This is a genomic window from Saccharothrix sp. S26 (assembly GCF_021390395.1).
Taxonomy (GTDB): Bacteria; Actinomycetota; Actinomycetes; order Mycobacteriales; family Pseudonocardiaceae; genus Actinosynnema.
On record NZ_JAJUWT010000021.1, the window covers coordinates 22,751 to 49,436 of the forward strand.

Annotated in this window: 24 protein-coding genes; 18 read left to right on the plus strand and 6 right to left on the minus strand. The window is 73.5% G+C overall.

Translation table 11 applies throughout. The features are described 5' to 3' along the window. The first annotated feature begins 17 nt into the window (after positions 1-17). From LZG04_RS29830 to LZG04_RS29860, 7 genes are all read left to right on the plus strand, one after another. Positions 18-524, plus strand: a complete 507-nt coding sequence (locus LZG04_RS29830) for a heme-binding protein (RefSeq protein ID WP_233823100.1) — start codon at positions 18-20, stop codon at positions 522-524. Positions 525-783: 259 nt separating this feature from the next. Then, positions 784-1,770: a YafY family protein gene (locus LZG04_RS29835; protein ID WP_233823102.1), complete on the plus strand. Its 987-nt coding sequence runs from the start codon at positions 784-786 to the stop codon at positions 1,768-1,770. After that, on the plus strand, positions 1,767-2,738 hold the full coding sequence (locus LZG04_RS29840) for a YafY family protein (RefSeq protein WP_233823104.1): 972 nt from the start codon (positions 1,767-1,769) through the stop codon (positions 2,736-2,738). Before LZG04_RS29835 ends, LZG04_RS29840 begins: the two co-directional genes overlap by 4 nt. Positions 2,739-2,756: 18 nt before the next feature. Then, positions 2,757-3,023: a bacteriophage holin gene (locus LZG04_RS29845; RefSeq protein ID WP_233823106.1), complete on the plus strand. Its 267-nt coding sequence runs from the start codon at positions 2,757-2,759 to the stop codon at positions 3,021-3,023. A gap of 34 nt (positions 3,024-3,057) precedes the next feature. Then, complete coding sequence (locus LZG04_RS29850) at positions 3,058-3,375, plus strand: twin-arginine translocase TatA/TatE family subunit (protein ID WP_374202916.1); 318 nt, start codon at positions 3,058-3,060, stop codon at positions 3,373-3,375. A 120-nt stretch (positions 3,376-3,495) separates the two neighbouring features. After that, a complete protein-coding gene (gene tatC, locus LZG04_RS29855; RefSeq protein WP_233823426.1) occupies positions 3,496-4,407 on the plus strand; it encodes a twin-arginine translocase subunit TatC in 912 nt (303 codons plus the stop codon). 44 nt (positions 4,408-4,451) lie between these two features. Then, on the plus strand, positions 4,452-5,336 hold the full coding sequence (locus LZG04_RS29860; protein ID WP_233823110.1) for a diacylglycerol kinase family protein: 885 nt from the start codon (positions 4,452-4,454) through the stop codon (positions 5,334-5,336). Here the strand turns inward: LZG04_RS29860 and LZG04_RS29865 are convergent. Next, the gene (locus LZG04_RS29865; RefSeq protein WP_233823112.1) at positions 5,320-5,805 is read right to left on the minus strand and encodes a hypothetical protein; all 486 of its coding nucleotides are present in this window, start codon (positions 5,803-5,805) and stop codon (positions 5,320-5,322) included. The two genes, LZG04_RS29860 and LZG04_RS29865, sit on opposite strands and share 17 nt — an antisense overlap. 128 nt (positions 5,806-5,933) lie before the next feature. Between LZG04_RS29865 and LZG04_RS29870 the strand changes: the two genes are divergently transcribed. From LZG04_RS29870 to LZG04_RS29880, 3 genes are all read left to right on the plus strand, one after another. Further along, the gene (locus LZG04_RS29870) at positions 5,934-8,699 is read left to right on the plus strand and encodes an RNA helicase (protein ID WP_233823114.1); all 2,766 of its coding nucleotides are present in this window, start codon (positions 5,934-5,936) and stop codon (positions 8,697-8,699) included. Between the two features lie 132 nt (positions 8,700-8,831). Continuing rightward, the gene (locus LZG04_RS29875) at positions 8,832-9,524 is read left to right on the plus strand and encodes a DUF4333 domain-containing protein (protein ID WP_233823116.1); all 693 of its coding nucleotides are present in this window, start codon (positions 8,832-8,834) and stop codon (positions 9,522-9,524) included. A 111-nt stretch (positions 9,525-9,635) separates the two neighbouring features. Beyond that, complete coding sequence (locus tag LZG04_RS29880; RefSeq protein ID WP_233823118.1) at positions 9,636-10,844, plus strand: GNAT family N-acetyltransferase; 1,209 nt, start codon at positions 9,636-9,638, stop codon at positions 10,842-10,844. Positions 10,845-10,935: 91 nt separating this feature from the next. On the opposite strand, the gene LZG04_RS29885 is transcribed toward LZG04_RS29880, so the two are convergent. Both LZG04_RS29885 and LZG04_RS29890 read right to left on the minus strand, forming a co-directional pair. After that, positions 10,936-11,754, minus strand: coding sequence for a hypothetical protein (locus LZG04_RS29885; RefSeq protein WP_233823120.1), 819 nt, complete (start codon positions 11,752-11,754; stop codon positions 10,936-10,938). Positions 11,755-12,183: 429 nt separating this feature from the next. Then, positions 12,184-13,125, minus strand: coding sequence for a 5'-3' exonuclease (locus LZG04_RS29890; protein ID WP_233823122.1), 942 nt, complete (start codon positions 13,123-13,125; stop codon positions 12,184-12,186). Between the two features lie 480 nt (positions 13,126-13,605). Here LZG04_RS29890 and LZG04_RS29895 point away from each other — a divergent pair, with 480 nt between their 5' ends. Then, a complete protein-coding gene (locus tag LZG04_RS29895) occupies positions 13,606-14,733 on the plus strand; it encodes a Xaa-Pro peptidase family protein (RefSeq protein ID WP_233823124.1) in 1,128 nt (375 codons plus the stop codon). Beyond that, a complete protein-coding gene (locus LZG04_RS29900) occupies positions 14,730-15,179 on the plus strand; it encodes an Lrp/AsnC family transcriptional regulator (RefSeq protein WP_233823126.1) in 450 nt (149 codons plus the stop codon). The genes LZG04_RS29895 and LZG04_RS29900 overlap by 4 nt, the downstream gene beginning before the upstream one ends. Before the next feature lie 20 nt (positions 15,180-15,199). Here the strand turns inward: LZG04_RS29900 and LZG04_RS29905 are convergent, their stop codons facing one another. Beyond that, the gene (locus LZG04_RS29905) at positions 15,200-15,949 is read right to left on the minus strand and encodes an aminotransferase class IV (RefSeq protein WP_233823128.1); all 750 of its coding nucleotides are present in this window, start codon (positions 15,947-15,949) and stop codon (positions 15,200-15,202) included. A 78-nt stretch (positions 15,950-16,027) separates the two neighbouring features. Between LZG04_RS29905 and LZG04_RS29910 the strand changes: the two genes are divergently transcribed. Both LZG04_RS29910 and LZG04_RS29915 read left to right on the plus strand, forming a co-directional pair. Next, positions 16,028-17,002: a GlxA family transcriptional regulator gene (locus LZG04_RS29910; protein WP_233823130.1), complete on the plus strand. Its 975-nt coding sequence runs from the start codon at positions 16,028-16,030 to the stop codon at positions 17,000-17,002. A gap of 13 nt (positions 17,003-17,015) precedes the next feature. Further along, a complete protein-coding gene (locus LZG04_RS29915) occupies positions 17,016-17,642 on the plus strand; it encodes a DJ-1/PfpI family protein (protein ID WP_233823132.1) in 627 nt (208 codons plus the stop codon). A gap of 18 nt (positions 17,643-17,660) precedes the next feature. On the opposite strand, the gene LZG04_RS29920 is transcribed toward LZG04_RS29915, so the two are convergent. Then, a complete protein-coding gene (locus LZG04_RS29920; RefSeq protein ID WP_308199435.1) occupies positions 17,661-18,605 on the minus strand; it encodes an RNA polymerase subunit sigma-70 in 945 nt (314 codons plus the stop codon). Between the two features lie 99 nt (positions 18,606-18,704). Between LZG04_RS29920 and LZG04_RS29925 the strand changes: the two genes are divergently transcribed. The 4 genes from LZG04_RS29925 to LZG04_RS29940 all read left to right on the plus strand — a co-directional run bounded on the left by LZG04_RS29925 (position 18,705) and on the right by LZG04_RS29940 (position 26,135). Beyond that, entirely contained in the window at positions 18,705-19,901 is a 1,197-nt protein-coding gene (locus LZG04_RS29925; RefSeq protein WP_233823136.1) for an MFS transporter, read from the plus strand. A gap of 2 nt (positions 19,902-19,903) precedes the next feature. Then, on the plus strand, positions 19,904-21,058 hold the full coding sequence (locus LZG04_RS29930) for an MFS transporter (RefSeq protein ID WP_233823149.1): 1,155 nt from the start codon (positions 19,904-19,906) through the stop codon (positions 21,056-21,058). Positions 21,059-21,494: 436 nt separating this feature from the next. Beyond that, positions 21,495-22,748 (plus strand): diguanylate cyclase, encoded by a 1,254-nt coding sequence (locus tag LZG04_RS29935; protein WP_233823151.1) that lies wholly within the window; start codon positions 21,495-21,497, stop codon positions 22,746-22,748. A 111-nt stretch (positions 22,749-22,859) separates the two neighbouring features. Next, a complete protein-coding gene (locus LZG04_RS29940; protein ID WP_233823153.1) occupies positions 22,860-26,135 on the plus strand; it encodes a tetratricopeptide repeat protein in 3,276 nt (1,091 codons plus the stop codon). On the opposite strand, the gene LZG04_RS29945 is transcribed toward LZG04_RS29940, so the two are convergent. Beyond that, positions 26,113-26,676, minus strand: coding sequence for a DUF4865 family protein (locus tag LZG04_RS29945; RefSeq protein WP_233823155.1), 564 nt, complete (start codon positions 26,674-26,676; stop codon positions 26,113-26,115). The two genes, LZG04_RS29940 and LZG04_RS29945, sit on opposite strands and share 23 nt — an antisense overlap. Positions 26,677-26,686 lie beyond the last annotated feature (10 nt).

The window sequence follows — 26,686 nt, forward strand, 5'->3', positions numbered from 1 at the left end:
ACGAGGAGGGTATGGCGATGCGCAAGACCACGATCGCGGTGCTGGTGGCGTTGTCGGTGGCGGGCGCCGGCGGTTACGCGGTGGCCGACCAGCAGCACGGGCGCAGCGGTGTCGCGGTGCGGACGACCACGACGATCACGGTCGACGCGGCCGTGCGGGCGGCCCAGGCGGCGCTGGACGTGGCCGAGAAGGAGGGGCAGCGGGTCACCGTCGCCGTGGTGGACCGCAGCGGGGACGTGGTCGTGCTGCTGCACGGCGACGGCGCGGGCCCGCAGACGGAGGAGTCGGCGCGGCGCAAGGCGTTCACCTCGGTGTCGTTCAACGCGCCGACGTCGGCGCTGGCGGGCCGCGTGACCGGGGCGGGCGCGACGTTGCGCGACATCCCGGGCACGTTGTTCCTGGCAGGCGGGGTGCCGGTGGTGTCGGACGGCGCGCCGGTCGCGGGCATCGGCGTGGGCGGCGCGCCCAGCGGCGACCTGGACGAGCGCTTCGCCCGCGCGGGCCTGACCGCGATCGGCGGCTGACCACCCCGCGTGTCCTACCTCCAGAACGCGCGTGTCCTACCTCCAGAACGCGTGAGTCGTACGTTCGCGACCCGTGAGTCCTACGTTCGCGACCCCCGAGTTCTGCGTTCACGACCGGTGGTCGGGCAGGTCGTGCCCGGCCACCGGTCGCCGTCCGAGTGGGGCTGTCCGGCCTGGCAATCGGACTGAAAGGACCATTCACCCGCCTTCAGGGCGGGGATGGCGTCATCGGGTGTTCGTCCGGGGTTAGGGTTCCGGTGTGGCCATCGCACGTGCCGAACGGCTCGTCAACCTGGTGCTGTGCCTGCTGTCGACCCGGCAGTACCTGACCGCCGAGCGCATCCGCGCCATCGTCCCCGGCTATGCCGACGCCGCGACGGACGAGGCGTTCTTCCGCATGTTCGAACGCGACAAGACGGAGCTGCGCGACCTCGGCGTGCCGCTGGAGACCGGCCGCGGCGCGGGTTTCGACGCGGTCGACGGGTACCGCATCGCCCGTCGGGACTACGAGCTCGGCGACATCGACCTCGAACCGGACGAGGCGGCCGCCGTGGCGCTGGCCGCCCGGCTGTGGGACTCGCCCCAGTTCACCGGCGCCGCGCACGGTGCCCTGATCAAGCTCCGCGCCGCGGGCGTGGACGTCGACCAGGACGTGCACGTGCCGGTCGAGCCGAAGGTCCGCACCAGCGAACCGGCGTTCCCGCCGCTGCTCGCGGCCGTGCAGGAGGGTCGGGTGGTCGAGTTCGACTACCGCCGCCCGGTGCCGGTCGAGGTGCGCACCCGCACCGTCGAGCCGTGGGGCGTGGTCGCCTGGCGCGGCCGGTGGTACCTCGTCGGGCACGACCGCGACCGCGACGCGCCCCGCTGCTTCCGGCTGTCCCGGATCGTCGGCGACGTGCGCGCGGTCGGCAAGGCGGGCGCCGTGCAACGGCCCGGGGAGTTCGACCTGCTGTCGTTCGTGGTGCGCAACCAGCCCGCCGCCGACCAGCCGCCCGCCACCGCCAAGCTGTGGGTGGCCGCCGGCCGCGCCCAGGGCGTGCGACGGCGTGCCAAGGTCATCGGCTCCCGCGACTTCGACGGCGAGCCCGGCGACGTGCTGGAGATCGAGCTGAGGTTCCCCGACTCCGCCGCCGGGTGGATCGCGGGCTTCGGCCCCGACGTGGTGGTGCTGGAGCCGGAAGTGCTGGCCAAGACGGTGCGCGAGAAGCTGCTCGGCGCGCTGCGCGGTGCGGGGGTGCGCGCGTGAACGCCTCCTCCGACCGGCTGCCCCGGCTGCTCGCCCTCGTGCCCTACCTGCTGGCCCGGCCCGGCATCCCGATCGACGAGGTCGCCGCCGACTTCGAGGTCACGCCCAAGCAGATCCGCAAGGACCTCGAGCTGCTGTGGATGTGCGGCCTGCCCGGCTACGGCCCCGGCGACCTGATCGACCTGTCGTTCGAGGGCGAGACGGTGACCGTCACCTTCGACGCGGGCATGAGCAGGCCGCTGCGGCTGACCGCGGCCGAGGCGACGTCGCTGCTGGTGGCGCTGCGCGCGTTGGCGGAGACGCCCGGCGTGGCCGACCAGGACGCGGTGCAGCGCGCGGTGGCCAAGATCGAGGCCGCGGTCGGCCAGGCGCAGCCCGCCGGGGTCGCCGTCGGCCTGGCCCTGCGGGAAGCGCCGGAGACCTCGCGAGTACGGGATACCGTATCGGACGGTGTGCTGCGCAAGCGCGCCCTGCACCTGCGCTACTACACACCGTCACGGGACGAGATCACCGAACGGGTCGTGGACCCCATGCGGATGCTGCTCGTGGAGGGCCGCGGCTACCTGGAGGCGTGGTGCCGGGCGGCGGACGGCGTGCGGCTGTTCCGGCTCGACCGGATCGACGCCGTCGACGTGCTGGACGAGCCCGCGTCCCCTCCGCCCCACGCCACCCCCACCGACACCTCGGAGGGGTTGTTCCAGCCGGACCCGTCCCAGCGCACGGCCGTGCTGGTGCTCGAACCGGACGCCCGCTGGGTGGCCGAGTACTACCCGACCGACGGCCTGGTCGAGCTCGGCGACGGGCGCGCCAGGGTGCTCATGCGCTACGCCGACACCGCCTGGATGGTCCGGCTGCTGCTCGGGTTGGGCGGCGAAGCGCACGTGGAGCAACCGCCCGAGCTGGTGTCCGAGGTCGCCCGGCAGGCCGAGGCGGCGTTGCGCCGGGCGGATCACCTCCCGGCAACCTAGGCCCAGTACGGTGGTGCCGTGCCGTACTTGCCGATCCTGGCGCCGATCGTCCTCGGAGTGGTCGTGCTCGTCCTGACCGTGCTCCGGGTCGTCCGATCCTTGCGTCGCTTCCGCGCCGCAAGCACTCTGGTGGGTGACAGGGTCGGCGATCGCGTCGGTCTGCTGCGCGCGCGGTCCGCCGCGCTCGCGGTGGCCGTGGCCGCACGGCGTCCGGATCACGCCCGCAAGGGCAAGCCCCGCGTACCATCGGTGGACCGGGGGAGACAGGAGGACAACGGTGCCTAACCTCGGACCAACCGAGCTGATCATCATCGCCGTGGTGATCATTCTGCTGTTCGGTGCGAAGAAGCTGCCCGACATGGCCCGCTCGATCGGCCGCTCGGCGAAGATCCTCAAGGCCGAGACCAAGGGCCTGCGCAGCGAGGACGACCCGCAGCAGCAGCCGGGCACGACGGCCCAGCAGGTGCCCGCGCCGCAGCAGCTGCCGCCCGCGCAGCCGCAGGTGGTCCAGCAGCCGGTCGCGCAGCCGCAGCAGGTCGTGCAGCCGGTGGCGCAGCCGCAGCCCGTGCAGCCGCAGGTGGCGCAGCCCATCGAGCAGTCCGCGCAGAACCTGCAGAACAAGCAGAACACCAACTAGAACCGCGTCAACGAGAGCCTAAGGACGGTCCGCACGGTGGGGGCAAGTCCGGTCCGGTGGTGGGCCCAGCGCCGGGAGCGCCGCAAGATCACGAGTCGCCGGGGCAACCCCGACGGCACCATGTCGTTGAAGGACCACCTCTACGACCTCCGGCACCGGCTGGGGTTGGCGCTGCTGTTCATCGTGGGCGGCGCGATCTTCGGCTTCATCTGGTGGGAAGTGCGCTTCTTCGGGCTGCCGGACCTGGGGGACATCGTCGTCGAGCCCTACTGCGGCATCCCGGAGACGCAGCGGCTCACCCAGGCGGGCCAGGGCTGCCAGCTGCTGCAGACCAAGCCCTTCGAGGTCTTCATGATCCGGCTGAAGGTCGGTGCGGGCGCGGGCATGGCGCTGACCGCGCCGCTGTGGCTCTACCAGGTGTGGCGGTTCATCTCCCCGGGCCTGTACGCCAAGGAGCGGCGCTTCGCCATCGTGTTCGTGGCGTGCGCGTCGGTGCTGTTCGTCGCGGGCGCCACGCTGGCGTTCTACGTGGTGCCGCAGGGCCTGGCGGTGCTGGTCGGCTTCGGTGACGACCAGTTCATCACCGCGTTGACGGCCGGCGAGTACGTCAGCTTCGTGATGGCGTTGCTGCTGATCTTCGGCGTGAGCTTCGAGCTGCCGCTCATCGTGGTGATGCTCAACCAGGTCGGCGTGGTCAGCTACGAGAAGCTGAACAAGTGGCGGCGCGGCCTGGTGTTCGGCCTGTTCGTCTTCGCCGCGATCGCCACGCCCGGCACCGACCCGATCTCCATGGTCGCGCTGGCCGTGGCGCTGGTGCTGCTGTTCGAGCTGGCCATCCAGATCGCCCGCGTGCACGACAAGCGGGTGGCCCGCCGGCGCAAGGCCGAGGGCCTGGACGACCTGCCGGACGACGTGGCCGCGCCGTTCGACTACACGCCGTCGGCGGTCGAGGAACCGTCACCCGAACCGGTGCCCACGCCCGACCCGGCGCCGGAGCACCCCGGTCGGGTGCGCTACGACGACGTGACCTGAGCGAGATCACTCGATCCGGTGAAGCCTTTGTAGGCTTCCCGACCATGTCGACGTCAACGCGGGCGGCCCTGCTGGTGTGCCCCGCTTCGGGCAAGGGCAGGGCCGCGCGCATGGCGGGCACCGTCGCGCACCGGCTGCGCGCCGTGGTCGACCGGCTCGACCTGCACGTCGCACCCACCGCCGAGGGCACGGCCGAAGCCGCGCGCCGGGCCGTCGCCGACGGCGTCGACGTGCTCGTGGTCCTCGGCGGCGACGGTGGAGCGCACCTGGCCGTGCAGGCGTGCGCGCAGTCGGCCACGGCGCTGGCCGTGGTGCCCGCGGGCACCGGCAACGACCTGGCCGCCGCCCTGGGCACCACCTCGGTGGACGACGTGGTGGCCGCGTTGCGCGACGGCACGCGCGCTCGCTTCGACCTCGGCCGCGTGGACGGCGGCCCCTGGTTCGCCACCGTGCTGTGCGCGGGCTTCGACTCCGCGGTCAACGAGCGCGCGAACGCCCTGCGCTGGCCCGCCGGGCCGCGCCGCTACGACCTCGCGATCCTGGCCGAGCTCGCCGCCCTGCGGCCCCGGCGGCTGGTCGTCGAGACCGACGACGACGTGCTCGAACTGGACGCGCTGCTGGTCGCGGTCGGCAACACGACCAGCTACGGCGGCGGCATCCCGGTCTGCCCGGACGCCTCGGCGACCGACGGCCTGTTCGACCTCACCGTGGTGCGCGCCGCGCCGCGGCGGACCCTGCTGCGGATGCTGCCCACGCTGCGCACCGGGCGGCACGTGGACCACCCGGCCGTGCGCACCCTGCGGGCCCGCTCCGCGCGGCTGTCCGGACCGCCCTGGGTGGCCTACGCCGACGGCGAACGGCTGAGCGAGGTGCCGTTGACGACCAGGTGCGTGCCCGGCGCCCTCACCGCCGTCACCGGTGCCGGCTGAGCACGTCGCGCCTGCGCCAGGCGTCGTGCGGCTCGGCCGTGCCGCGGTCGAACAGCCACCCGGCGACGCTCAGCACCCCGTTGGCCGCGTCCAGCGGTGTGTCGTGCGCCGACTCGACGGTCTCGATCTCGTGCCTGCCGCAGTCGCGGATCGCGTCGCAGCGGACCGAGATCTCGCCCTCCACCTGCCACGGCGGTGGCGGCCGCAGCACGTTGCGGTGCGGGTCGCGGGGCAGCGAGACGTGCACGTGGAAGGCCACTCCGTCCAGCTCGGCCAGCGCGGACAGCCCGGCGTAGGGCGCGCCGGGCAGGTGGTCGAACACCAGGCCCGAGCCCGGTCTGCCCAGGTGGCCCGCCAGCCGCTCGACCCGCGCGGCGGCCCGGCGCAGCACCGCGAGCACCGGGTCCGCCTCGACCAGGTCGGGGAACACCCACCTGAGGTCGCCCTCGACCAACGGGATCGTTGCCACGTCTGACGAGTGTGCCGCATGAGCCGCCCCAATGGTCCCTATGACTTCAGTGTCGACCAAAAGAGTTGTTCCGGGTTCCGGTGCGGATCTGAAGCGATTTTGTCGGTCCTGTGTGACAGCCTGGACAGGTGTCAAGCACTTCGCGGTCTCCGGCCGACTCGTACGCGGACTTCCGCCGCCGCTCCTCCCGGCCCAAGCTGGCCGACTTCCTGGGGGTCATCTCGTTCGAACTCGACCCGTTCCAGCAACGCGCCTGCGAGGCGCTCGAGGACGGGCACGGCGTGCTGGTCTGCGCGCCCACCGGCGCCGGCAAGACCGTCGTCGGCGAGTTCGCCGTGCACCTGGCCCTGTCCGAGGGCAGCAAGTGCTTCTACACCACCCCGATCAAGGCGCTGTCGAACCAGAAGTACGCCGACCTCGTCGCCCGCTACGGCGCGCGGCAGGTCGGCCTGCTCACCGGCGACACCTCGGTCAACGGCGACGCGCCGATCGTCGTGATGACCACCGAGGTGCTGCGCAACATGCTGTACGCGGGCTCCTCGACGCTGAACACCCTCGCCTACGTGGTGATGGACGAGATCCACTACCTCGCCGACCGGTTCCGCGGCCCGGTGTGGGAGGAAGTGATCCTGCACCTGCCCGAGTCCGTGCGGCTGGTCGGCCTGTCCGCGACCGTCAGCAACGCCGAGGAGTTCGGCGAGTGGCTGGTCGAGGTGCGCGGCGACACGACCGTCGTGGTGGACGAGCACCGGCCCGTGCCGCTGTGGCAGCACATGCTGGCCGGCGGCCGGATGATGGACCTGTTCGCCGGCGACGGCCCCGACGGGCACGCCCGCATCAACCCGCAGCTGCTGCGGCACACCGACGACCTGTCCCGCTTCCACGTGCCGTGGAGCCGCAACCGCAACAACAAGGATCAGCGGGGCCGCCCGCCGCGCGGGTCCGGTTTCCGGCCGCCGTCCCGGGTCGACATCGTGCAGCGGCTCGACGGCGCGGCCCTGCTGCCCGCCATCGACTTCGTGTTCAGCCGCGCGGGCTGTGACGCGGCCGTCACGCAGTGCGTCCGCGCGGGCCTGCGGCTCAACTCCGCCGACGAGGTGGAGCAGATCCGCGAGGTCATCGAGGAGAAGACCAAGGACCTGCCGCAAGGCGACCTGATGGTGCTGGGCTACTGGGAGTGGCGCGAGGCCCTGGAGCGCGGCATCGCCAGCCACCACGCCGGCCTGCTGCCCGCGTTCAAGGAGACCGTGGAGGAGCTGTTCGTCCGCGGCCTGGTGAAGGTCGTGTTCGCCACCGAGACGCTGGCGCTGGGCATCAACATGCCCGCCCGCACCGTCGTGCTGGAGAAGCTGGTCAAGTACAACGGCGAGGCGCACGTCGACCTCACCCCCGGCGAGTACACGCAGCTCACCGGGCGCGCGGGCCGGCGCGGCATCGACGTCGAGGGCCACGCGGTGGTGGTGTGGCAGCCCGGCGTCGACCCCAAGGCGGTCGGCGGCCTCGCGTCCACCCGAACCTACCCGCTGCGGTCGTCGTTCCGGCCCGGCTACAACATGGCCGTCAACCTGGTCAACCAGCTGGGCGCGGCGGCCGCCCGGGAGATCCTGGAGCAGTCGTTCGCCCAGTTCCAGGCCGACCGGTCGGTCGTGGGGCTGGCCCGGCGGATCGAGCGCAACCGCGAGGCCCTGGGCGGCTACGCCGAGGCGATGACCTGCCACCTCGGCGACTTCACCGAGTACGCGTCGCTGCGCCGCCGGGTCGCCGACCGGGAGAAGGCGCTGGCGCGGCAGAACACCTCCGCGAAGCGGGCCGAGGCCGCGCAGTCGCTGGAGCGGCTGCGCAAGGGCGACGTGATCGCCGTGCCGTCCGGGCGCAGGTCCGGGCTCGCCGTGGTGATCGACCCGGGGCTCGAGCCGCTGGGCGAGGCGCGGCCGTTCGTGGTGACCGAGGACCGGTGGGCGGGCCGGCTGTCGTCGGCGGACTTCCCCCTGCCGGTCGAGGTGCTGGGCAAGATGAGGCTGCCCAAGCAGGTCGACACGCGCTCGCCGAAGTCCCGGCGCGACCTGGCGGCGTCGTTGCGCGCCACCGGGATCGTCGCGCCCGCGATGCGCAAGCGCCGTTCGACCGCCGACGACGACGCCGAACTGGCCACGTTGCGCCGGGCGTTGCGCGCGCACCCGTGCCACGGCTGCGAGAAGCGCGAGGAACACGCCCGCTGGGGTGAGCGCTACCACCGGCTGCTGGCCGAGACCGAGCAGTTGGAGCGCAAGGTCGCCGCCACCACGCACTCGTTGGCGCGCGAGTTCGACCGCATCCGCGGCCTGCTGCGGGAACGCGGCTACCTGCACGCCGAGGAGAACGGGCCCGGCGAGGAGGTCACCGAGCACGGCAAGCGGCTGACCAGGCTCTACAGCGAGTCCGACCTGCTGGCCGCCGAGTGCTTGCGGCACGGCGTGTGGCGCGACCTCGACCCGGCCGAACTGGCGGCGGTCGTGTCGGCGCTGGTGTACGAGGCCCGCCGCGACGGTCCGCTGGAGGCGCGGCTGCCACCGGGCCGGGTGTCGGACGCGTTGACCGCGACCGCGCGGCTGTGGGCCGAGCTGGAGGACGACGAGCGCCGGCACCGGCTCGACCGCACCCGCCAACCCGACCCGGGCTTCGCGTGGGCGGTGTACCGGTGGGCGCGCGGCGAGTCGCTGGAGAAGGTGCTGTCCGCGGCGGAGGAGAACGGCGCCGAGCTCGGCGCGGGCGACTTCGTGCGGTGGTGCCGGCAGGTGATCGACTTCCTGGACCAGATCCGCGACGTCGTCGGCGGCGGTGACCCGGTCGGCGCGGCCGCCCGGAAGGCGGTGGACGCGCTGCGCCGCGGGGTGGTGGCGATGGCCACCGTTTGACAAAGCTTTGCGGGGTGGCTGGGTACCGCGCGGGTGGCTGTGGTTTGATCGCGCCCGCAAGGCTTGAACAGCTCGTCGAGATCGTCCAAGACCGTTGCAGACCTATTCCAGACCGACCGTCGGAGGCCGAGCATGACCAGTCCGTACGGACCGTCCGGAGGGAACGACCCGCAGCCGCAGTGGGGCCAGCAGCAACAGCCCTACGGTGGTGGGTACCCCGGCACGCCGTCGGGTGGTTTCCCCGCTCAGCAGCCCAACCCCTACGGGCAGCCGGATCCGTCGCAGCAGCAGTGGGGCCAGCAGCAGCAACAGCAGCCCTACCCGCAGCAGTACCCCGCCGGGTACGACCCGAACAACCCCCAGTCCAACCCGTACGGGCAGCCGCAGCAGGGCCAGTACGGTCAGCCCGGGCAGTACGGCCAGCCTGGTCAGCCCGGCCAGTACGGGCAGCAGCCAGGCCAGTACGGGCAGCCGGGTCAGTACGGCCAGCAGCCGCCGCCGAAGAAGTCCAGCGCCGTGCTCTGGGTCGTGGTGGCGCTCGTCGTGCTCGTGGTCGCGGCCGTCGGCATCACCGGCTTCGTCGCGCCGGGGTTCTTCAACACCAAGGTGTTCGACCAGACCGCCGTGCAGAACGGTGTCGTCGGCGTGCTGAAGGACGACTACAAGATCTCCGACGTCGAGGGCGCGACCTGCCCCGCCGAGCAGGAGGTCAAGCCGAACACGACCTTCGAGTGCACGGTGAAGGTCGGCGGCAAGGACAAGAAGGTCAAGATCACGGTGAAGACCGAGGACGGTGAGTACGAGGTCGGCCAGCCCGCCGGCTGATCGCTCCCGTCGTGCCCGAGGCCACTCCCGCGCTGGTTGCGGGGGTGGCCTCGTGGCATGTGGCCGGAAACTCGTTAGCGAAGCGAGCGATCTGTGCGGCACGATGCGGGGGTGACCGACCACGACGTCCGCGTGCTGGACGACTCCCAGTACCGAACCGCCCACACCCTGTTCCGCGGCACGCTGCACCACCCGCCCGCACCGGACGACCAGTGGAAGTTCGCGCAGGAGTCGTACGTGCCCGGCTGCACGTGGGGCGCGTTCGCCGACGGGGAGATGATCGGCACGGTCCAGTCGTTCCCGTCGAGCCTGGCCGTGCCCGGCGGCGCGGTGGTGCCGCACGCGGCCGTGAGCCGGGTGGGCGTGCGGGCGGACTGGACGCGGCGCGGTGTGCTGAGCGCGTTGCAGCGGGCGCAGTTGCGGGAGTTGCGGTCGCGAGGTGACGTGGCCGCGTCGCTGCGCGCGTCCGAGACGGCGATCTACGGCCGTTACGGCTACGGCATCGCCACCCGGTACCGGTTCCTGCGCATCGACCGCCGTGAGGCCGCGCCCCGCACCCGCCCGGTCGGCCGGGTGCGGTTCGTCGAGGGCGAGGCGGGGGAGCGGATCGCGCGCGGGCTGTTCGAGGAGCTGTCGCCCCAGCGCGCGGGCACGATCTCCCGGTGGCCCGCGTGGTGGGGGTTGAGCATCCGGCGCGTGGCGGCCGAGGAGAACCTGAGGATCGCGGTCCGGTCGGGCGGGTCGGGCGACGACGGTTACGTGGTGTTCAAGGTCGTGCCCGGCGACCACGGCTCCGCCGACGGGCCGCCGACCAGGCTGTCCGTGATGGACTTGTGGGCGCGTGACGCCGAGGCGTGGGCCGACCTGTGGCTGTTCGTGCTGGGCATCGACCTGGTGGACGAGGTGGTGACGCTCGGCCGGCCGTTGGACGAGCCGTTGGAGTGGCTGCTGGGCGACCGGCGCGCGTGCCGGGTCGTCGATCACGCCGACGAGGCGTGGCTGCGCCTGCTCGACGTGCCGGCGGCCCTGTCCGCGCGCACGTACCGCTCGTCCGAGCCCGTGGTGCTCGGGGTGCGTGACGCCTACCTGCCGGAGAACGCGGGTTCGTACCGGGTGACGGCGGACGGCGTGACGCGGGTGGACGACGCGCCGGAACTGGTGCTGGACGTCGACGTGCTCGCCTCGGCCTACCTGGGCGACGTGTCGTTCTCCACCCTCGCCGCCACGCGCCGCCTGGACGTCGTCGACCCGGCCGCCCTGGCCCGCGCCGACGCCCTGTTCGCGGTGTCCGAAGTCCCCTGGTGCGGCACCTATTTCTGACCTGTCCCGCTCCGGTTCGTGACCGCTCCCGGCCCGGCCGTTCCGCGTACTCGCACCCCACCTGCCCGTGCGGCCGGGATGCGGGTCCACGTCAGCCGGTCGGGCTGAGCCGCCGCACCTTGGACGGGTCGCCGCGCACCAGGTCGTCGTGCGCGAGGACGAAGTCGCCGTTGGGCAGGGGCTCGTACTCGAACCGCGCGCCGATCACCCGGTCCGACAGGAACTCCCGCAGCTTGTGCCGCATCGTGCCGCCGTGGTCGACGGGGTGCCCCCACTCCTCGCCCGCCTCGTCGGTGCCGAAGATCAGCCAGTGGTCCGGTCGCACCCGGGCGTCCAGGTCGGGCACCTCGCCGGTGTGGCTGTCCAGCGCGGGCAGCACCAGGCGGTCGGGGTCGGTCGGGCGGTACCAGAGCAGCAACGGCTTGGCCCAGCGCGCCTCGGCGTTGTCGAAACAGCACAACACGATCGTGTGACCGGAAAAGACGTCGGCGTAGAACTGGAACAACTCGTCCCTCAACCGCGGCCGCCGGTGCGGCGGCACCTGCTCCAACGCCCGCGGGATGCGCGTCGGATCCGCCGCCACCACGACCGTGTAGATGTCGTGCGCGAACACCTCCACCTCGCCGCCGGTCCAGTCCATCGCGACGGGCCCATCACCCGACACCGCGTGCGGCCGCACCGCCTCCACCATCCTGGTGAGCACCGCACCATCCCGCCCCACCGGCAAGAAATTCTCCCGCCCAACCCCCACCGCGGGCACGTGCAGCACCATCGCGTTGGGCCCGGCGGCCAGGTTCACCACCTGGTTCTGGTACCCGAGCACTTCGACGCGCCCGTGCACGGGATGCCCACACCGGCCCGCGTAGAGGATCGTGCCCGCGAACTCGGCCTCGTCGGTGGAGACGCACATGCCGCGCACCGTACAGCGGCCCCACCCCCGAGCGACCTCATCACGCCGACCTCATCACGCCGACGCCACCCGCCACGACCGCCCGCCGCCGATACCGGTCATGGTCGCGCTCGCCTGTCGCGGTGATCCATCGCCGTCGCGGCTGCCGGTCGCGCCCGCCGCGCCTGTCGCCCTCGCTCGTCCGCGCGGGTGTCCGTTGCGGACGTCTGGTGCGGGCCGCGTGTCGCGGTCGTCGCCGTCGCAGGCCGCGATTGTCCGTCGTCTCCGCCACGTCACGGACGCGCGTTGCGGTCTCCGTCCGGCCGACATGGATCACCGGCCCCGCGCCTGCCATCCGCACGCCACATCCGCCGGCTTGTCGTCGGCGGCCGGTCGTTGGCAGCGGCCCCAGCGGGTGGGGTGTGGCTGGACGGAGGTCGCGTTGGTGGGTCAGCGGCGTTCCAGGGCGGACAGCAGGCGCGGCAGCGAGCTGCCCAGGCCCCAGCGCCGGGTCAGTTCGGCGACGCGGTCCGGGTCGGCGGGGGCGGCGGGGACCGGGTCGGGGCGGTCCATGACGATGTCGGCGTCAGTGGCGACGTTGACCACGGTCGGGGCGACGGCGAGGTAGTCCTGGGCGTTGAGCAGGGCGGTGCGGGCGCGGGTGGTGAGTTTGCGGTCGCGGCCGTCGTGGACGGCGTCGAGGACGGCTTGCAGGGAGCCGAACTCGGTGATCAGCTTGGCCGCCGTCTTCTCGCCGATGCCGGCGACGCCGGGCAGGCCGTCCGACGGGTCGCCGCGCAGCACGGCCATCCCGGCGTACGCGCGCCCGGCGTCCTGCACCGGCAGCGCGTACTTGGCGGCCAGCTCGCGCGGCCCGATCAGCTCGGCCTTCGCCCAGCCGCGGCCGAGGTAGAGGACGCGCACCGGGGTCGGCTCGTCGCGCACGACCTGGAACAGGTCGCGGTCGCCGGTGATCACCTCGACCGGGTCGGTGGTCTCGCGGGCGGCGAGGGTGCCGATGACGTCGTCGGCCTCGTAGCCGGCGGCCTCGGCGGTCGCGATGCCCACCGCGTCCAGCACGTCGAGGATGATCGGCACCTGCGGGGTGAGGGTGTCGGGCACTTCCTCCTCGCCGTCGGCGGCGCCCTCGGCGACGCGGTGCGCCTTGTAGGACGGGAGGGCGGCGACGCGGAACTCCGGCCGCCAGTCGGCGTCCAGGCACGCCACCAGGCGGCTCGCCTTCCGGTCGGTGATGACCTTCGCGATCGTGTCGACGAAGCCGCGCACCGCGTTGACCGGTGTGCCGTCCGGGGCGGTCATCGACTCGGGCAGCGCGTAGAACGCCCGGAAGTACAGGCTGGCGGCGTCCATCAGGACCAGCGGATTGCTCACCTGGGACAGCTTGCCAGAGACCACCGACATCGCCGATCGCTGCGGTTAGGGCTGTGGATAACTCCCCGGTGCTGCGGTGCTGCGGTGCTGCGGTGCTGCGGTGCTGCGGTGCTGCGGTGCTGCGGTGCTGCGGTGCTCGCTGGCTGTGGCTGTGGCTGTGGTTGGTGCGTTGGTGCTGTGGCAGGGCCGGGTGGAGGCGGGGTGGGAGAGGGGCGGGGTGGGAGAGGGGCGGGATGGGAGAGGGGCGGGATGGGGGTTGGGCACGGGAGGTGGTTGAGGGCGGCCTCGTTGTTTCAACCGACGTTTCAGGGATTCGGAAACGGTGTTATTGGGGAGTGGGTTGTTGAGATTCACCCATTGGTGGAGGGCGGTGGTGGATAAGGGCTGGTCGGAGGTGGTGGCTGGTCGATCGGGGGTCGGGGCTGGTGGTGTGGTGACTTGTGGCGTGGGACGGGGTGGGCACGACTAGGCTTCACTCCCATGTCGACCCAAGTTGGGCCCGTCGACGTGGACGCACTGCGCGCGCGCCTCGACCGGGCTACCGCTGCCGCCTCCATCGCGGGCGTTGACGCGTTGCTCATCGCGCCCGGATCGGACTTGCGGTACCTCCTGGGCGCGGGTGGGGCGTCGTTCGAGCGGTTGACCTGCTTGGTGGTGCCGGTCGGCGGGACGCCGGTGTTGGTGGTGCCCAAGCTGGAGCACCCCGGTTACGCGGCCGTCCCCACCGACGAGCTCGGGGTCGAGGTGGCCACCTGGGTGGACGGCGAGGACCCGTACGCGCTGGTCAAGAGGGCGCTGAAGGGCAGCCGGACGGCGGTGTCGGACATGATGCCCGCGCTGCACACGTTGCGGTTGCGCGATGTGGTCGGCGCGGACCAGGTGCTCGCCGGGCCGATCCTGCGCGAGCTGCGGATGCGCAAGGACGCCGCCGAGGTGGCCGCGTTGCGCAAGGCGGGCGCGGCGATCGACCGGGTGCACGCGCGCATGGCCGAGTGGTTGCGCCCCGGCCGCACGGAGGCCGAGGTGGGCGCGGACATCGCCGCCGCGATCGTCGCCGAGGGCCACGCGCTGGCCGAGTTCGTGATCGTCGGCTCCGGCCCGAACGGCGCGTCGCCCCACCACGAGCTGTCCGACCGGGTGATCGAGGCGGGCGACGTGGTCGTGGTCGACATCGGCGGGCCGGTGGCCGAGGGCTACAACTCCGACTCCACCCGCAACTACGTGCTCGGCGAGCCGCGTGACGCCGACGTGTGGGAGACCTACGCGGTGTTGCAGGCGGCGCAGCGGGCGGCCGTCGAGGCGGTGCGGCCCGGCGTCACGTGCGAAGCGGTCGACGCCGCCGCGCGCGACATCATCGCCGACGCCGGCTTCGGCGAGTACTTCGTGCACCGCACCGGCCACGGCATCGGGCTCGACGTGCACGAGGATCCCTACATCGTGGCCGGCAACGACCTGACGCTGGAGCCGGGCATGGCGTTCAGCGTCGAACCCGGCATCTACCTGCCGGGGCGGTGGGGCGCGCGGATCGAGGACATCGTGATCACGACCGCCGACGGCGTGGAGAGCGTCAACAACCGACCGCACGAGCTGGTGGTGTTGCCCGCGTGACGAACCTGGAGCCGACAGACCGGGCGATCCTGCGCGAACTGGCCGCCGACGGCCGGTGCAGCTTCACCGACCTCGCCGAACGGGTCGGGTTGAGCGTGTCGGCCGTGCACCAGCGGGTGCGGCGGCTGGAGCAGCGCGGCGTGGTCCGCGGTTACGCGGCACGGCTGGACGGCGACGAGATCGGCCTGCCGCTGACCGCGTTCATCTCGTTGACCCCGATCGACCCGGCGGCTCCGGACGACTACCCGAAACGGCTGGAGCACCTGCCGCAGATCGAGGCGTGCTACTCCGTGGCCGGCGACGCGTCCTACGTGCTGCGGGTGCGGGTGGCGTCACCGCACGCGTTGGAGGAGCTGCTCCGCCAGATCCGCGAGGTGGCGAACGTGTCCACCCGCACGACCGTGGTGCTGTCCACCCCGTACGAGGACCGGCCGCCGGCGGTCTGACCGGAACGGCCACGCCGGACCTACCCGATCGGGTCGGCGGGCACCTCGTCGTAGGCGGCTCGGACGCGCGCGAGCACCGCGTCGTCCACGGCGTACTCGACGTCGTCGACCCGGGACACGCCGCAGACGCCGATCGAGTTGGTCAGGAACGCGCCGCGGTAGCGACCGACGTCGGCCAACCGCACCACCTCGCGGCGTCCCGGCAGCCGCTGCTCGACCAGCTGCATGGTGATGCCGTGCAGCCAGTCCGCCTCCGGCCACACCACGCCGCCGTCGTGGTCGAAGAAGCCGATGTTGGCGATCGCGCCCTCCACCACCACGCCGTCGTCGACCAGCAGCGCGTCGTCGAACCCGGCCTGCTCGGCGCGCTTGCCGTGGTGCAGCTGGCCGAACCCGCCGAGGTGCTTCACGTGCGGCAACGGCCGCGCGTAGGCCACCGACATCAGGCTCTGCGGCGTCGGCGGGGGAGCGGTCGGCGGGCGGACGACGACCATCACGGTCGGCTCGTCGAAGCCGAACACGACGACCCGCACGGCCGCGTCACGCACGTCGCCCAGCGCGTGGGCGACCAGGCCGCGCACGTGCTCGCCGTCCAGCGGCTCGCCGTACAGCTCGCGGTTGGCCCGGTCCAGGCGGCGCAGGTGCAGGTCGAGGCCCTTGACCCGGCGGTCGCGCACCTGCATGGCGGTGAAGTGCCCGTAGTTGGCCAGCAGGCCGGGCACGAAGTGGTCGACGGTCGGCGGCCCGCCGTCGATCTCGATCCTCAACACGGACCGAACCGTAACGTGGCCGGAATCGAGGGTCGCCGGTCGTTGCCGCCGTGCCCGGTGGCGGAGAGGGTGGACGGTGTGGAGCGGGAGGTCTTGGTGATCGGGTACGGCGGTGCGGCGCTGACCGACATCGCCGGCCCGGCGGACGTGTTCGCCGGCGCGAACCGGGCGCTGGTGGCGGCCGGTTCGCGGGACGGCTACCGGGTGCGGCTGGCCGGGCTCGGCGGCGGGTTCGAGGTGACCGGAGGGCTGCGGATGGAGGCCGAGGACCTGCGGGAGGTGTCCGGCGGGGTGGACACGGTCCTGGTCGTCGGCGGCTTCACGTTCGCCGACGCGGCCCGGGACGCCGAGCTGCGCCACCACCTGCGGCGGGTCGCGTCCGGCGCGCGGCGGGTGACGAGCGTGTGCACGGGCGCGTTCGTGCTGGCGGCGGCCGGGCTGCTGGACGGCGCACGCGCCACGACGCACTGGGCGTACTGCGACCGGCTCGCGGCCGACCACCCGTCGGTGCAGGTCGTGCCGGACGCGATCCACGTGCGGGACGGGCGGCTGGTCACGTCCGCCGGCGTCACCGCGGGCATCGACCTCGCGCTGGCGCTGGTCGAACGCGACCACGACGCCGCCCTGGCCCGGTTCGTCGCCCGCTGGATGGTGGTGTTCCTGCAACGCCCCGGCGGCCAGTCGCAGTTCAGCGTGCGGTCACGCGTGCCGCCGGTGCGCGAGCCGGGCCTGCGGGCCGTGCTGGACGCGGTCGTCGACGACCCGGCGGCCGCGTGGACGGTCGAGGAGATGGCGCGCCGAGCGGCGATGAGCACCCGGCACTTCTCCCGCGTGTTCCCGCGCCGGGTCGGCGTCTCGCCCGCCCGGTACGTCGAGCGGGTCCGGGTGGAGGCCGCGGCGACCGCGCTGGAGGCGGGCGACGAAGGGCTCGACGTGGTGGCCAGGCGCACGGGTTTCGGTTCGGCGGAGACGTTGCGCCGGGCTTTCCTGCGGGTGCTCGGCGTGACGCCGGGCGGGTACCGCGACAGGTTCCGCACCACCGGTGCGGCATAGGAGGGGGACGACTGTGGACGTGGCTTTCGTGCTCTACCCGGGGCTGACCGCGCTGGACCTGGTGGGGCCCTACGACGTGCTGGGCCACCAGCCGGAGGTGACCTCGCACTTCGTGGCCGCCACGCTGGACCCCGTGGTCTCCGACGCGGGGTTGGCGCTCGTGCCGACGACGACGTTCGCCGAGCTGGACCGCGCCGACCTGGTCCTGGTGCCCGGCTCGGGCCGCTGGGCGGACGCGTTGGCGGACGGCGTGGTCGCGGCGTGGCTGGCCGACGTGCACCCGACCGCCACCTGGACCACGTCGGTGTGCTCCGGGTCGACGTTGTTGGCGCAGGCGGGCATCCTGGCCGGCCGTCCCGCCACCACGCACTGGGCGGTGCGCGACGAGCTGGCCGCCCTCGGCGGGGTGGTGAGCACCGACCGCGTGGTGGTCGACGGGTCCGTGGCCACCGCCGCCGGGGTGTCCGCCGGGATCGACCTGGCGCTCACGCTCGTCGGCCGGATCTGGGGCGACGAGCGGGCCCGGTTCACGCAACTGCTCATCGAGTACGACCCGCAGCCGCCCTACCAGGTGGAGATCCCCGAGGAGCCGCCCGCCGAGCTCGTCGCCTTCGCCCGCGGCGCGTTCGCCGGGCGGTGACCGGCCGGACGGCGGAGCTCAGCACGTCTCGGGCAGGCCGAACAGCGGGAACCGGTCCGACGGGAACGTGATGATCTCCGCGATCTCGTCGCCCTCGATGCGCAGCACGTCCAGGGACACCGGCTTGAAGTGCTCCTCGCCGGGCTTGCGGGCGTAGGCGGCGAAGGCCGGCTGCCGGTTCGCCCGCGTCTCGATCACCTTCCACTCGCCGAACGCCTCCGGGCCCACCATCACCGGCGACCAGATGGCGATCACGGCGTCCCGGCCGCGGTGCCACTCGGGGTCCGGCGGCATCGTCCACGTGACGTCCTCGCGCAACGCCGAGGCCATCAGCCGCACGTCGCAGCGCTCGGTGGCCTCCACGAACTTGCGGATCACCGCCTTCTCCCGCGGGTTCGGCCCGCCCGACCAGTCGGCACGCCGTTGCGGCAGGTGCTTGCGCATGGTCACGCGGGCGCGTTGCAGCGCGCTGTTCACCGCGGGCACGGTGTCCTCCAGCAACGCCGCCGTCTCGTTCGCCGGCCAGCCCAGCACGTCCCGCAGCACCAGCACCGCCCGCTGCTTGGCGGGCAGGTGCTGCACCGCGGCCAGGAACGCCAGCTCGATCGTCTCGCGCGCGACCACCTCCGCGTCCGGCTCGGCGTCGAGCAGGGCGTCCGGGAAGGGCTGCAACCACGGCACGTCCGCCGCCGGCATCGCGTCGGTGGTGGCGTGCGCGGGACGGCGGTCGATCACGTCCAGGCACGCGTTCGTGGCGATCCGGTACAGCCAGGCGCGGAACGACGAACGACCCTCGAAGCTGTCCCGGGCGCGCCACGCCTTGAGGAACGTCTCCTGCACCAGGTCCTCCGCCTCGTCGAACGAGCCCAGCAGCCGGTAGCAGTGCACCCGCAGCTCGTGCCGGTGCCGTTCGGCCTCCCGCGTGAAGTCGACGGTCATCTGCGCAACCTCGCTCATGGTCACCCTCCGGGCTTGTACGGTGACGTGCCGGTCGCACGCCGCACAACATGTGACCCGGCGGGCCCGGGAAACTCATCGGTCGCGCACGGATCGGGGGAGCAGGTGGTCGGGGGCACGGGGTTGCGCGCGGTGTTCGCGGTGCCGGAGTTCCGGGTGCTGTGGTCGGCGGCGGTGCTGTCGACCGTCGGCGACCAATTGGCCCGGGTGGCGCTGTCCGTGCTGGTGTTCCAGCGCACGGGGTCGGCCGCGTGGACGGCGTCGACCTACGCGTTGACGATGCTGCCCGCGCTGGTGTCGGGGGTGCTGCTGACGGGCCTGGCCGACCGGTACCCGCGGCGGACCGTGATGGTGGTGGCCGACGCGGTGCGGGCGGTGCTGCTGGCCGTGATGGCGGTGCCGGGCGTGCCGCTGCCCCTGGTGGCCGCGTTGCTGGTGGTCGCGCAGTTGGCCGAGCCGCCGTTCGCCGCGGCCCAGGGCGCGCTGCTGCCGTCCGTGCTGGGGGACAAGTACGAGGCCGGGCAGTCGGTGCACCTGATCACCCACCAGGCCGGGCTGCTGCTGGGGTTCGTCGGCGGCGGGCTGGTGGTGGCGTGGCTCGGCACGTCCGGCGCGCTGCTCGCCGACGGGGTCACGTTCGCGTTGTCGGCGTTGCTGCTGAGGTTCGGCCTGCGGCAACGCCCGGCTCCGGCGTCCGTGCCGGCCGCGCACGTCCGGATCAGGGCGGGCGCGGCGCTGGTGTGGCGGGACCGGCGGCTGCGGTTGCTGGTGGGCCTGGGGTGGCTGGCGCTGTTCACCGTGGTGCCGGAAGGGCTGGCCGCGCCGTTCTCGGCGGAGGTCGGCGCGGGCGCGGCGGGGGTCGGGCTGCTGCTGGCCGCCGACCCGGCCGGGATGGTGCTGGGCACCGTGCTGCTGCGGTTCCTGCCGACGTCGACGCGCGTGCGGCTGCTCGGGCTGCTGGCCGTGGCGACGGCGTTGCCGCTGGTCGGGTACCTGTTCGCGCCGAACCTGGTGGGTGCGGTGGCGTTGCTCGCGGTCAGCGGCGCGTTCAGCGCCTACCAGGTGACGGCGGGCGCGACGTTCGTCCGCCTGGTGCCCGACGAGCAGCGCGGCCAGGCGTTGGGCTTCGCCCGCAGCGGCCTGGTCGCGGCGCAGGGCATCGGCGTTGCGGCGGGCGGGCTGCTGGCCTCCGCGACGGGCTCGGCGACGACCGCGATCGCCGTGGCGGGCATCGCGGGCACCGTCCTCGCGCTCGCCGCCACCACCGCGTGGACCCGCGTCGCGCCCGCGGCGGTGCCCTGACGGTGCTCCGGCGCAACCGGTCGTTCCTGTTGTTGTGGGCGGGTCAGGCCGTGTCGCTCGTCGGGTCGCAGGTGACGGTGGTCGCGGTGCCCTTGGTGGCGGCGTTGCAGTTGGGGGCCGGAGCGGTCGAGGTCGGGGTGGTGGCGGCTTGTGGGCGGTTGCCGTACCTCGTGTTCGGGTTGCCGGCCGGGGTGTGGGTGGACCGGTTGCCGCGGCGGGTGGTGGCCGGGGTGTGCGCGGTCGGGCAGGCGGTGAGCCTGGCGGTCGTGCCGGTGGCGGCGGGCTTGGGGGCGCTGTCGGTGGGGTTGTTGGCCGCGGTGGCGGCGGTGGCGGGGGTGTTCGCCGTGTTCGGTGACATCGCCGGGCTGGCGCTGGTGCCCATGGTGGTGCCCGCCGGGCAGTTGACGCGGGCTCAGGGGGTCGTGGAGGTGGGGCAGGCCACCGCGCAGGTCGCCGGGCCCGCGTTGGGCGGGTGGCTGGTCGGGGCGGTCACGGCCGCGGGCGCGGTGGCGGCCGACGCGGTCAGCTTCCTCGTCGCGGCGCTGACCCTGCTGGGGGTGCGGGTGGTCGAACGACCGCGGGCCGGCGCGGGGGTGTGGACCGGGGTGCGGGCCGTCTTCGGTCACCAGGGGTTGCGGCGGGTCACGCTCTGCACGGCCACGCACGTGTTCTGGTTCAACGCCTTCACCGTCGTGGTGCTGCTGCACCTGGTGTCGGTGGTGGGGCTGTCGGCCGCACGCGCCGGCGTGACGCTGTCCGTCGGTGCGGTCGGCGGGCTGGTCGGCGCGCTCGTCGCGGCCCGGCTGGGCGAGCGGTGGGGCCGCCGGCGCACGATGGTCGCCGCCGTGCTGACCACCGGGGCGGCCCAGGCCCTGGTCGCGGTGGACGGCCTCGTGATCGGCGCGGTGGCGGTGATGTGGTTCGCGCTCCAGGTCTACAACGTGCACCAGGTGCCGGTGCGCTACGAGGCGACGCCCGCCGCGCTGCACGGTCGGGTCAACGCGACCATCCGCACGGCCGTCTGGGGCACCGCGCCCGCCGGCGCGCTGGTGGGCGGCCTGCTCGGCGACGTCGTCGGCACGCGGACCACGCTCGTGCTCAGCGGCCTCGGCGCGGCGGCGGCGTGCCTGTGGCTGGTCCGGGCGCGCGTCGGCTGACCGCGCCGGCCGCGGGAGTGGCAGTGCTCACCGCGGCCCGCACGTGCTCCAGGGCGTCGGTCGGGGCTCCCCGTCTTCACCAGATCTTGTCGCGCATGGCGGCGCACCTCCCCTCGACGTGGCTGTCGGCGGTCCGGGCACAGGCGGGCATCGGGGGGTCACCAGATCTTGTCGCGCACAACCACACCTCCGTCCTGTCTCGACACGGCTGCCACCTGCGGTTTCACCAGATCTTGTCGCGCACCGCGCTCACCTCCAGTGGGTTGCGTCACCCCGGTAGCGGCTGACATCGATACAGGTCACCATTACTGTGACCCTCCGTCCGGACGCCATGACAGTCCGGGGCAGACAGTCGTGAGGAACCATGGGCAGAGCGCGTTCGACGTCGTCGGGCGATCGACGCTGGTCACTATGGTCCCTGCCGCGGCAGGCCCTGGTGTACGTGCTGTCGGTGGACCTGCTCGCGGTGCTCGCGATCGCCGCCGCCACCACCTGGCCCGTGCCCGCCGGGTCGTGGACCACGTTCGCCGTCCTGCTCGGCTGCGCCGCGCTGCACCTGCACTCGTCCCGCTGGATCGAGCGCATCCGCCGCGACCACAGCCACCTGCCGCACGTCGACCTGTGCAGCATCTGGATCCTGGCCGGCGCGCTCGTGCTGCCACCCGTGCTCGCCGTCGCCCTGGTCGTGCTGATGTACGCGCACCGCTGGTGGGTCGTCGGCCGTTGGGACGCCTCACGCCCACCGCACCGCAACGTGTTCACCACGGCGATGATGGTGCTGGCCACGCTCGCCGCGGGGACCGTGGCGGGCCTCACCGGCCTGCGCGACCACCTGCGCGACGGGCAGCCCGCCGGCCCGCTCGACCTCGTCGGCCTGGTCGGCGCGGGCGCGGCGCAGTGGCTGGTCAACACCGCCCTGGTGGCCGCGGTGATCCTGCTGACCGTGCGGCCCCGCTCGGTGCGCGACGCCCTCGGCAGCGGCGCGGACAACCTGCTCGAAGCGGGCCAGCTCGCGCTGGGCGGGTTCGTCGCGCTCGCGGTCGCGTGGTGGCCCGGCTTCGCGCTGCCGATGGTGGTGGCGGCCGTCGCCCTGCACCGCACCGTGCTCATCCACCAGCTCGAGCTGGCCGCCCGCACCGACGCCAAGACCGGCCTGCTCAACGCCGAGGCCTGGCACCTGCAGGCGACGCTGGAGCTGCAACGCACCCGCCAGCAGCCGCCCGGCTCGCGGGTCGGCCTGTTCATGATCGACGTCGACCACTTCAAGGACATCAACGACACCCACGGCCACCAGACCGGCGACCTGGTGCTGCGGCGCATCGCGGCGGCGTTGGAGAGCGCGGTGCGGCGCGGTGACGCGGTCGGTCGCTTCGGCGGCGAGGAGTTCGCCGTGCTGCTGCCCGGTGTCGACCACGAGGAAGCCGTGGCCATCGCCGAGCGGATGCGCACCGAGGTCCACCGGGTGCTCGTGGACGACGGCGACGGCGGCACGGTCGCCGGGCTCACCGTCAGCATCGGCATCGCCGTGTGGCCCGAGGTCGCCGAGGACACCGTGTCCGGGCTGCTCGCCGCGGCCGACGCGGCGCTGTACGAGGCCAAGCGGCTCGGCCGCGACCAGGTGCAGGCGGCGGGCCGTCACCGCCGGGCACCGTGGACGCCCGCGGCCCGCGCCGAGCGCCCCGGGGTGTAACAACCGCGACTACCCGCGGGATCCGCTACTGGTCGGGCCCTCCGGTGGCGTAGTTTCTGCCCGCCACCCCCGACACGGTGGACCCTCCTCGCTTGCAAGGGTCGTGAGCCAGTGGACCTCGGTGCTCCGCACGGAATCCGCTTCCGCTTCGAAGCGGGGCTGCTGCGTGCCGTCCTGCTCGACGTGCACCGCAAGGCGCCCGTCGACGCCCGCGAGGAGCTGACCGCCGAGTCCGGCGCGCGTGACCTGCTGGTCGAGCAGACCCGCGACGGGCACGTGCGCGCGGTGCTGCGGCACCGGTTCGACCTGCCCGCGCCCGCCGACTGGCGGCTCGCCGTGGCCGCGCCCGCCACCGCCACCGACGACGGGGTGACGTTCGCCCTGCCCGACGCGGTGACGCTGCGCGTGTCCGGCTCCGCGCCGTGCCGCGTCGAGGACGGCGGCGTGTGCGTGCGGCTGCCCGCGGGCCGGTCCGACCTGGACGTCACGGTGGTCAGCGAGCCGGTGTTCGAGGTCGGCGACACGGTCGTGGTGTGCCGCCCGGACCAGGTGCGCGAGGCCGCGGTCGTGGTGTCGTGCCTGCCCGCCGACCGCGTCACGCCCGTCGTCGCGCTGCGGCCCGCGGACGCCTCGTCGCACCGGCACGACCGGCTGCTGGCCCAGCTGCTCGACGCCACCGGCGTGCGGCGCGTGGTGTTCCTCGCCGAGCCGGACATCGACGTCGAGGTGCTGCCCGACCTGCCCGAGCGCCTGCACCTGCCGGGGGAGGACCCCGCCGGGCTGACCGCCAAGGCGTGGGAGCTGCTGCGCGGCGGCGAGCCCGAGCGCACCCTCGACGTGGCGCCCGACGCGGACTTCGTCGCCGCCCTGTTCACCGCCCTGCGCACCGGCGCGGTGCTGCGCGTGGCCGACGACGCGCCACCCGTGCCGTTCGCCGCGCACAACCCGGACGACGGTGACGAGGCCGTGCTGGTCGAGCACACCGGAGAGGTCGACGACCTGGTCGCCGCCTGCTACGCCCACCACCGCGGCGCGCGGCTCGTGATCACGCCGAAGCCGGACCTGGCCGAGGTGGGCGCGGTGGTGGCCGAGGAGCAGGAGCGGGTCACCGCGGCGGCCGGCGCGATCGGTGACGCGGTGAAGGGCATCGGGTTCGTCGAGGCGCTGTGGCGGTACCTGTCCACCGGTGGGCACGACCCGTTCGCGGCGGTCGAGGCGGTGGTCACCGCGCAGGTGCCCGCCGAGGCGATCGCGGAGGTGGGCGACCGGCGGCTGACGGCGTTCACCACCGGCCTGCCGTACTCCTTCGTGCACACCGAGTCCGTCAACTGGGCGCGCAAGCCGATCGGGCACGTGGTCGCCGACCCGGCGCTGGTCGTGCTCACCGAGCTGCACCGGGCGGGCGTGGCGCGCGAGCCCGGCGCGTTCAGCCTGGTGGTCGACTCCGGGGCGTTCCGCGCCGCGGCGGACGACCGGACGGCCGCGCCGCCGGGCCACCACACCCACCCCATCGTGCTGCCCGAGCAGGACGCCTCACCCGACGTGCTGCGTGACCTGGTCGCGGACCTGCCGGTCGAGCTGCTGTTCTTCAACTGCCACGACGCCGACGACGCGATCGTGCTGGGCGGCGACACGCTGCCCGACGACGACATCCCCGTGACGCTGCCGCACCGGCCGATCGTGTTCAACAACTCGTGCCGGTCGTGGACGCGGCTGGGCCGCGAGTTCGTCCGCGCTGGTGCGCGCGGCTACATCGGCACCCTGTGGACGATCCCGCCGAACCTCGCCGCCGGGTTCGCCCGCACGGTCGTGCGGCGGCTCACCGTCGAGGAGACGCCTGCCGCGCGTGCGATCGTCAACACCGGCACGCCCGGCGGCATCGAGCGGTCCTACCTGTACGTCGGCACGGTCAACGGCCGGTTGGACGAGTGGCGCGACCGGTCCACCACGGCCGCGGAGGCCGCGCTGGCCGGGTGCGAGCTGCTGGCCGCCGCCGCCCGCGACTGCGCCGGGCCGGTGTCGCCGGTGCTGCACCGGGAGCTCTGCGCGCTGCGCGAGGTCGCCGAGGCGGGCGAGGCGACCGACACCCCGTCGTACGCGGCCGTGCTCTTGGCCGAGCTGAAGCTGGAGGACGACGACGAGCGGGCCGCCGTCCTGGTGGAGCGGATCGACGCCCTGCTCGGCGGGCTCGACCTGCCCGAGGACGAGCTGGAAGCGCTCTGGGCGACCAGGTTCGAGCTCACCGGCGCCCGGCACGAGCGGCGCGGGGAATACGGGGCCGCGCTCGCGGACTTCGAACGGTGTGTGGGCTTGGGCGACGCGTGCCCCGATCGCGCGGACGTCCTGCTGCGGATGGCGAGGCTGCTGATGCGCGAAGGCAGAACCGACGAAGCCGGACAGGCGGCGCGGCTGGCGTACGACGAGCACCGCGCGAGCGGCGACGGACCCGGGCAGCTGGAGTCGGTCACCGTGCTCGATGGCCTCGGTGACGCCGACCCCGCGACCGCGCTGCGCTACGCCGTCGAGGGCCACGACCTGGCCGAGGAGCTCGGCGACCGGGCCCGGCAGGCGGCGTTCAAGCTGGCCGAGTGCGACCGCCGCCGTGACGCGGGTGACCTGGCCGAGGCGATCGAGGCCGGGTCGCGTGCCGTGGAGCTGTTCCGCGCCCTGGGCGACGACCGGCAGGAGCTGGCCGCGCTGCGCCGGCTCGGCGCGTGCCACCGGGACCGGGGCGACCTGGAGACCGCGCAGCACTACGCCCTCGTGGGGCTGGCCCGCGCCGAGCAGGTCGGCGCGGCGGCCGAGGTGGCGTCGTTCCACGACGACCTGGGCGAGGTGCTCACCGCGCGCGGCGAGCACGGCGCGGCGCTGGGCCACTACCGGCACGCGGTGTCCAAGCTCGTCGCCACCGGCGCGTGGGAGCGCGGCGCGGAACTGCTGCCGCACCTGGCCGTGGGCGCGGTGCGGGCGGGCGACCCGGAGGCTCTGTGGACCGCCGCCCTGTCCGGCGGCCTGATCTGCGAGGTCGCGCCGCGCGAGGTGTGGGCGTCGGTCCTGCCGCTGGTGGTGGACTCGATGAAGCGGGCGATCGAGACCGGGCCGCTGGAGCTGACCGAACGCGGCATGACCGACTTCGCCAGCGCGGTGACCGCGGGCCGGCGCGAGGACATGCCGTTCCAGGTGGGCCTGCTCGCGGACGTGGTGGTCGTGCTGCTGGCGTGGCTGATGGACCGCGCCGACGCGCACATCCTCGCGTTCGCCCGCGAGCTGGACCGCACCAGCGGCGGCGTGCTCGACCTGGTCGGCTACGTGTCCGTGCCCTACGCCGACCGCGCCCGCAACCCCGGGACGGGCCGGTCGCGGCCTACCAGTGGCGGCCCGCGCTGAGCTCGTCCAGCCCGGGGCGCGACAGGTGCAGCACCTGGAAGCGGACCTCGGCGTCCGGCGCGGTGCTCCACAGGCTGAAGTGCACCAGCTCCCAGTGCCGGGGGTCGATCGCCAGCGCGGTGCAGTGCAGCGCCGGGTCGTCCTTGAGCGACTTCAGCTCGTCGAGTGCCTGGTCGATCGCCTCGGTCGGGTCGGCGAACGCGGGCAGCCGCCACGTGCGCTTGGTCGCGGCGGTGGGCGCGTCGGCCGTGCCGCGCTCGAACGCCAGACCCGCCCAGTGCTGCACGGTCGGCCGGCCGAAGTCGGCGCTCAGCCCCCGGAAACCGGGACCCCACAGGAAGCTGTTCATGCCCTCGACGGTGCGCCACAGGTAGAACGGGGCGTACTGGTTGACCGGCGACCCGTCGACACCGCGTTCCCGCACGCAGTAGGCCTTCAGGCCCAGGCCGGGGAAGGCGTCCAGCGCGGAGCCCTTGGTGGCGACGCGCGTGCGGATGACGTCCATGTCGTAGTCGGCGGGCAGGGTGATCTCGTAGTGCATCGCGTGCATG

What these genes read in the sequence shown, in the direction of transcription:
- tatC (WP_233823426.1), top strand. Translation starts at nt 3,496, where the DNA reads ATGTCGTTGAAGGACCACCTCTACGACCTCCGGCACCGGCTGGGGTTG.
- LZG04_RS29875 (WP_233823116.1), top strand. Translation starts at nt 8,832, where the DNA reads ATGACCAGTCCGTACGGACCGTCCGGAGGGAACGACCCGCAGCCGCAG.
- LZG04_RS29895 (WP_233823124.1), top strand. Translation starts at nt 13,606, where the DNA reads ATGTCGACCCAAGTTGGGCCCGTCGACGTGGACGCACTGCGCGCGCGC.
- LZG04_RS29830 (WP_233823100.1), top strand. Translation starts at nt 18, where the DNA reads ATGCGCAAGACCACGATCGCGGTGCTGGTGGCGTTGTCGGTGGCGGGC.
- LZG04_RS29885 (WP_233823120.1), bottom strand. Translation starts at nt 11,754, where the DNA reads ATGTGCGTCTCCACCGACGAGGCCGAGTTCGCGGGCACGATCCTCTAC.
- LZG04_RS29860 (WP_233823110.1), top strand. Translation starts at nt 4,452, where the DNA reads ATGTCGACGTCAACGCGGGCGGCCCTGCTGGTGTGCCCCGCTTCGGGC.
- LZG04_RS29945 (WP_233823155.1), bottom strand. Translation starts at nt 26,676, where the DNA reads ATGCACTACGAGATCACCCTGCCCGCCGACTACGACATGGACGTCATC.